Origin of the sequence: Thioalkalivibrio sp. ALMg13-2 (assembly GCF_000381185.1) — a bacterium.
GTDB lineage: Bacteria > Pseudomonadota > Gammaproteobacteria > Ectothiorhodospirales > Ectothiorhodospiraceae > Thioalkalivibrio > Thioalkalivibrio versutus.
The window spans coordinates 1-6386 of record NZ_KB906146.1 but is presented as its reverse complement, the minus strand read 5'-3'; the positions used below and the strand labels follow the sequence as shown (position 1 = coordinate 6386).

The window sequence follows — 6386 nt, the reverse complement described above, 5'->3', positions numbered from 1 at the left end:
GAGCCGGTTGTTCTCGTCCTCCAGCTCCTTCAGCCGTCGGACGTCCGCAGCCTCCATGCCACCGTACTTCGACTTCCACTGGTAGTAGGTCGCCTCAGAGACCCCGATCTCCCGACAGACGTCCTTCACCTTCCGGCCGCCTTCGACCTGCTTCAGCGTCTGAACAATCTGACTCTCCGTAAACCGACTCTTGCGCATCTCGGCCTCCTTTGGCTCTAGTGTGCCCGGAGACCTCCAGTTTTCAATGGACCGAATTTACGGGAAGGCGACACTCGCCCGCAGACGAGCCACCTATGAGCGCGCCCGCCAGGCGCGCCCCGAACGCTGGGCCGGTAGCGTCCGGGACTTCGGGCTGCCCGAGCAGGTCCATCTGAACCCTGAACAAGCCGCGAGCGGTTAACCAGCGCCTGCATCCCTTTCAGGTGACATCTACCTTGACAGACACCGACTACCTCCCAGCCAGGTCCCATGCGTCGTCATCCCGGAAACCGCGTCGCGGTTATCCGGCATCTCGTACGTAGGTCGTTGTACTGGCGTTTGGCGTTGTTCCGGCGTGGGAGATCCCGGCTCTTCGCTGCGCTGCGGCCGGGATGACAGGGTGGGGGTAACGCTGCGGCCGGGATGACGGGGTGGGGGCGCTACGGTCGCAGGTAATGGGCGGGCGTTGGGGTAGCTCGAGGAGATCGCCACGTCGCTTTGCTCCTCGCGATTGCGGGCTAGGGCTGCCCCGGAGTGACGGGGTAGGGATGCGGTTTCGGGATGACGGGGTTAAGCCTGGTGCCCTGGCGGCTGACCGGTGGTTCGGGTGCTGCGGTGGGGAAGTGCGCGTGGAAGAAGTGAGTTGCGTCGTAGGTCAGGGCTGTGACGGGATTCGAAACTACCGCTCAGGGGTGGAAATCGACCGCTGACGGATTTTCGGTGTGTGTGAATGGAATAATTTTGTCGCTGTGATAATTTCTGCCGCGGGGACAAGGAAGTCCCCGAAAGAGCCGCCTGGGCATGGACGCCGAGGTGGCTCTTTCTCTTTCTGGGGCTTGTGACGGAGAGGTGGCTTTCCGATGGGTGGAAGGCGGAAGGCGCCGCTGCTGGCTTTTCTCGCGTGATTCGAGGTCTCGGAGTTTAATTGCGTGCCGGGTATTACGGCTGGGGTAATGGGCTGGCGTTTGGGGTGGGTCGAGGAAATCGCCGCGTCGCTTTGCTCCTCGCGATGACGGGATTAGGGATCGTGGTCGCGAGGAAGGATCTGGGGGTGTGCAATGGTCGGCTGTGGCGCGGGCTTCGCGGCCAGGGCCGCTCCCACAAGGGTTGGGTCTTGGACCTTCTGTGGCTCCGGGCCGTGTAGGAGCCGAGCCTCTCGGCGATTAGGGGTTGGTTAGGCCCATATCGCCCAGGGGGCTGGGCTCCTACAGGTTGGGGCGGCGCTTGGTTTAGTGGTCGGCGGGGGGCATGTATTCGTGGCGGATGTGGTCCGGTTGCTCCGGTAGCTGGATGCCGGCGTTTTCCAGGGCTTCGGTTAGCTCCTCGCATTCGTCGAGGTCGTCGGCGCGCTTCTTGAGCGTGGCCAGGGCGTCGGCGGCTTCCGCCTGGGGCATGGTGATGACGAGTTCCCCGTTTTCCGCTTTTTCCAGGTGCATGTGCTGCTCCTTAGTGTCTTGTGGTGAGTCGATGATGCCTTTGCGGCGGCGGGCTCAGTCCTCGATGGAGGGCTGCTTGGGGGCCTGCTCGTCGAAGGCATGCGGCGGCTGGCGGAATTCGTTTTCCAGCTCGTAGATGCCGTCTTGCAGCACGGAGCCCAGTGCCCTTGCGCCGTTGCTGATCTCGCCTTCGAGCTCGGTGATGTTTTCGGCGATGTCCTTCGCGGTCTTCTTGTCGATCTTCAGGGTGACCGTTCCGTCCTTCAGTGTGGCTTCCATGTCGATCTCCTGGTTGCGATGTTGGTGATGTTGGTTGTACCCGTGTAGAACGGGTCTGATTCGTGTTCGGTTGACCTGCATCAAGATAGCCGGGCTCGTTGGGCGCTATCCTGTATAACCGTTGCTGCCTCCAACGTACCGAAGAGGCAGCCTTTCACGAGCATTCCCGCTTCCCGGGAAAGGAGAAACCATGATGCATTCTAAAGTGATGACCATGCGCCACGGCCCGCGGTTCCTCGCACTGGTGGCGATGCTGCTGGCGCTGACGTTTGTCGGTGCGGCGCAGGCCGATAACCATGGCGACCAGCAGCCGGAGATGGTGAAGGTGACGCAGAGCCCGCATTCGTTCCCGGAAACCCTGGCCGCGTTCGAGCGCGAGGCGTCCGAGGCCGGCTGGAGCATCCTGAACCGCAACAACATGGCCGGGACGCTGTCCGAGCGCGGTTTCACCATTGATCCGGTGGTGATCCTGGACGTGTGCAGCGGGCGCTACAGCGCGCAGATCCTGGAAGAGGATGCGTATCGGCCGGTTTCCGCCTTCATGCCCTGCCGGGTAAGCATTTATCAGGACAGCCAGGGCGACGTGTTCATCTCGCGGATGAACGTGCCGGATTTCCTGCCGATGATGCCGGAAGGCGTGGCCGAAGTGATGGAGAAGTCTTCCGACGAGATCGAGGCAATTATCGAGCGGGCCATCGCCGAGTAACGCAATCCGGTACAGTCCAGTATTGCAGACCGGGCGGCAGGCTGGATTGGATCTGATGTTCCCGGTGCAGTGGGGCCCGCTTCGGCGGGTCCCTTGTTGTTGGGGCCGCGGGGATGACAGCCCGCCGGTTCCCCTGGAATGTGCAATGAACGCTTGAATGGAGACGGGGTGCCCCCCGATGCAGATGCCGTTGGCATTGACGAGAAACGACGCGACTAGCAGTGATTCGGCCCGATGGGGCGCCGCGCCAGCCGGAAACGGGGCGCGGCGCTTTTTTGCGTCCGCGTCGAGCGCGTGCGGGCACCGCCGATGACGACTCGGCGTCAGGTGTCGCGGCGCTTCGCGGCCGGGTGGATTGCGGGCGCCTATGTCGTGCTGGGGCTGTTGTGGATTGCCCTGTCCGATGTGGCGCTGGCCTGGTGGGCGGGGGCGGACATCACGACCGCCCTGACACGGGTGAACCTGGGCAAGGGCTTTGGGTTCGTGCTGGTCTCCGGGGCGCTGCTTTATCTCGCGATGCGCTGGTTGCCGGCCTGGCGCGACGAGGCGCCGGGTACGGGTGCGGGCGAGGAGCTGGCGCGTTTCGGCTCCTGGCCCTGGCTGGTGCTGGCCGTGGCGGTGATCGCCTCCACCGCAGGCGTAGGGCTGGGCGCGTGGCACTTGCAGGGGGCCGCCGCCGAGTCGCAGGCGCGTGAGGACCTGCAACGCGCGGCTTTTTTGAAGGGCGGCGTGATTGACCAATGGCTGGCGGAGCGTACCGGCGACGCGATGGTTCTGGGCGAGGCGCGGGGCTTCAACCTGTTCGCGGTAACGGCCCTCGAGCGGCGCTCGACGCTGGCGCTGGAGCAGGTGCTCGATCGCCTGGAACTGATGCGCACGGCTTATGATTACGACAGCGTGGCCCTGCTGGACGCGGATCGTCAGCCGGTGATCGAACTGGGCCGCAGTGCCCTCGACGAGGCCGCGATGGACGCGGTGCTGCGCGAGGTGCGGCGCAGTGGCGAGACCAGTGAGCCGATCCTGCACGCGGACCCGGACCGGCGCCCGCGGATCAGCTGGGCAGTGCCGGTGCGTGACCGGGCGGCGCCGCAGGATCCGGTGGTGGGACTGGTGCTGCTGTCTTCGACGCTCGAAAACCTGCATCCGTTGCTGACCCTGACCGAGAATCGCAACGGCATGGATGCCCAGGCGCATATCGTGGTGCGCGAGGGCGACCAGCGCGCCATGATTGCCCGGATCACCGAGTCCGGAGGCCTGATTATCCCGGCGCCTGCGGCCTTCCCGCGGCTGCGCGAACGGGTCCTGGATCATCCTCGTGCCGAGGTTGTGATCGAGCGCTTTGAGGATGGGGATAGTCCGTTCCTTGCCGGTGTACAGGGGCTGGCACCCGCTGGCTGGGATCTGGTGCTGAAGCGCGATCTCGACGCGCTTCAGGCGCTGCCACGGCAGCAGGGGGCGTGGGCGGCCGGGGCCACGCTGTTCGTGTGGCTGGTCGTGCTCGGGGCGGGGGCGTTGCTGTGGCGTCAGCAGTGGTTGCGGCGCAACCTGGCTCTGGTGCGGGCTCACGCCGATCAAGATCGGCTGCTCGGGATCTTTTTCGATATGCCGTTTGTCGGCATGGCGATTTCCGGACCGCGGGGTCAGGGCTGGGAGCGCGTGAATGCATGCCTGGCCGACATGCTGGGTTATGCGCCGGACGAGTTGGCGGCGATGGACTGGGACCGCCTGGCCATACCCGAGGATCGTGGTTGCGAGGCGGTGCTGGACGCCGAGATGCGCCGCGGCGACCGTTCGGGTTATAGCGTGGTGAAGCGCCTGCTGCGCCGTGACGGGCGGGTGATGGTCGCGGATATCGACGTGAAGTGCAGCCGCACGCCGCAGGGCGAGCTGGACCGGGTGGTGGCGACGGTCGAGGACATCACCGAACAGCGCGAACAGGAAGAGCGGCAGCGGCTGGCCTCGGTGGTGTTCGAGAACACCCGAGAAGGGGTGGTGATTACGGATGCCACCGCCCACATCCTGTCGGTGAACCGGGCCTTTACCCAGCTGATGGGATACACCCAGGACGAGGTGGTGGGGCGCACGCCGAAGATGTTCCAGTCGGGGCGCCACGATCAGGCGTTCTACACCAACCTGTATCGCGAGCTGCAGGTGAACGGTCACTGGCAGGGCGAGATCTGGAACCGGCGCAAGAACGGCGAGATTTTCCCGGAGTTGCAGAGCATTACCGCGGTGCGCGACGAGCAGGGCCACCTTACACATTACGTATCGGTGTTCGCGGATATCTCGCGGATCAAGGCGTCGGAGGCGGAGCTCGACTTCCTCGCGCATCATGATCCGCTGACCGAGCTGCCGAATCGCCGCTTGCTGCGTGCACGCCTGACGCACGGCATCTCGTTGATGCGTCGCCGCCAGGGGCATCTGGCGCTGCTGTTCGTGGATATCGACCGCTTCAAGGACATCAACGACAGCCAGGGCCACGCCGCGGGCGACCGCTTGCTGAAGATCGTCGGTGAGCGCCTGCAGGTGGGGCGGCGCGGGACCGATACCGTTGCCCGCCTGGCGAGCGACGAGTTCGCGGTGCTGGTGGAGAACCTGGGGCATGTGGACGACGCCGCGCTGGTGGCGGAGAACATCATCCGTGAGGTGGGCTACCCCTGTGATCTCGGCAACGGCGTGGAGATGGAGATTGCCGCGACGGTTGGCATCGCGGTCTTCCCCGATCATGGGGTGGATGCCGACACCCTGCTGCAGCAGGCGAGCACGGCGCTGTCGCAGGCGAAGATGGACGGGCGCGGGAGCTATCGGTATTACTCCGACGAGTTCACCCGTGCGGCACGCGAGCGCATTGACCTGTCGGCGCGCCTGCGCCGCGCCATCGAGGCGGATGCGCTGGAGGTCCACTACCAGCCGCAATACAACGTCGAGGACGGGCGTCTGCTGGGGGCGGAGGCGCTGTTGCGCTGGACCGATCCCGAGCTGGGTCCGATCTCGCCGGGACGCTTTATCCCGCTGGCCGAGCAGACCGGCCTGATCGTGGAGCTGGGGGGCTGGGTGCTGCGCCGGGTGATCGAGCAGGGCCATCGCTGGCGCGCGGCGGGCTATCCGCCGATCCGCCTGGCGGTGAACGTCTCGGCGCTGCAGTTCCAGCGGGTGCCGATCGACCAGCAGGTGGGCCAGCTGCTGGAGGACTTCGAGTTCCCGGCGGATCAGCTGGAGCTGGAGATCACCGAGTCCGCGCTGATGGCGGACCCGAGCCGCGCCCGGCGCATCCTGCAGCGTCTGCGCGAGCGCGGGGTGCACTTTGCGATCGACGACTTCGGCACCGGGTACTCCTCCATGGCACAGCTCAAGCGTTTCCCGGTGGACACGCTCAAGATCGACAAGAGCTTCGTCGACGGCCTGGCCGAGGACGATGCGGCCGGCAGCGCGGACGATCGCTCCATTGCCCGCTCCATCGTTGGCCTGGGCCATGGCCTTGGGCTGACCGTGCTGGCGGAAGGCGTGGAGACCGCCGAGCAGCTCGCGGTTCTGCGCGAGCTGGGCTGCGACCACTATCAGGGGTTCTACGCCAGCCGCCCGGTGCCGGCGCTCGAGTTCGAGGCCTTGCTGACCAGCGCTCCGGGCACGCCTTCACCCTAGGGAGACGCTGATTTAATCGCACGTTCGCGTTGGTGCCCCCTGTTTTCCGAGACAAGGCGCGTCGAGCAGCGGGTAGTGGTTCTACCCGCAAGCGGCGCAACGCAGGATCGGGGAACAGGGGGCAC

The 6386-nt window shown here is 65.5% G+C and carries 6 protein-coding genes; 3 read left to right on the top strand and 3 right to left on the bottom strand.

The window, feature by feature from the left end; translation table 11 throughout:
• Window positions 1-198: transposase (locus F618_RS0114350; RefSeq protein WP_018952382.1), on the bottom strand; the 198-nt coding region annotated here is incomplete at its 3' end.
• A gap of 46 nt (window positions 199-244) precedes the next feature.
• On the opposite strand from F618_RS0114350, the gene F618_RS16105 reads away from it, so the two are divergent.
• Entirely contained in the window at window positions 245-400 is a 156-nt protein-coding gene (locus tag F618_RS16105; RefSeq protein WP_155998056.1) for a hypothetical protein, read from the top strand.
• A 1027-nt stretch (window positions 401-1427) separates the two neighbouring features.
• On the opposite strand, the gene F618_RS0114340 is transcribed toward F618_RS16105, so the two are convergent.
• Entirely contained in the window at window positions 1428-1634 is a 207-nt protein-coding gene (locus tag F618_RS0114340; protein ID WP_018937789.1) for a hypothetical protein, read from the bottom strand.
• A gap of 54 nt (window positions 1635-1688) precedes the next feature.
• The gene (locus tag F618_RS0114335; RefSeq protein ID WP_018145900.1) at window positions 1689-1913 is read right to left on the bottom strand and encodes a hypothetical protein; all 225 of its coding nucleotides are present in this window, start codon (window positions 1911-1913) and stop codon (window positions 1689-1691) included.
• Window positions 1914-2121: 208 nt separating this feature from the next.
• Between F618_RS0114335 and F618_RS0114330 the strand changes: the two genes are divergently transcribed.
• Entirely contained in the window at window positions 2122-2619 is a 498-nt protein-coding gene (locus tag F618_RS0114330; protein ID WP_019568982.1) for a DUF302 domain-containing protein, read from the top strand.
• Between the two features lie 309 nt (window positions 2620-2928).
• On the top strand, window positions 2929-6261 hold the full coding sequence (locus F618_RS0114325) for a bifunctional diguanylate cyclase/phosphodiesterase (protein WP_019568981.1): 3333 nt from the start codon (window positions 2929-2931) through the stop codon (window positions 6259-6261).
• The last annotated feature ends 125 nt before the right edge of the window (window positions 6262-6386 follow it).

What these genes read in the sequence shown, in the direction of transcription:
- F618_RS16105 (WP_155998056.1), top strand. Translation starts at nt 245, where the DNA reads ATGGACCGAATTTACGGGAAGGCGACACTCGCCCGCAGACGAGCCACC.
- F618_RS0114325 (WP_019568981.1), top strand. Translation starts at nt 2,929, where the DNA reads ATGACGACTCGGCGTCAGGTGTCGCGGCGCTTCGCGGCCGGGTGGATT.
- F618_RS0114330 (WP_019568982.1), top strand. Translation starts at nt 2,122, where the DNA reads ATGACCATGCGCCACGGCCCGCGGTTCCTCGCACTGGTGGCGATGCTG.
- F618_RS0114335 (WP_018145900.1), bottom strand. Translation starts at nt 1,913, where the DNA reads ATGGAAGCCACACTGAAGGACGGAACGGTCACCCTGAAGATCGACAAG.
- F618_RS0114340 (WP_018937789.1), bottom strand. Translation starts at nt 1,634, where the DNA reads ATGCACCTGGAAAAAGCGGAAAACGGGGAACTCGTCATCACCATGCCC.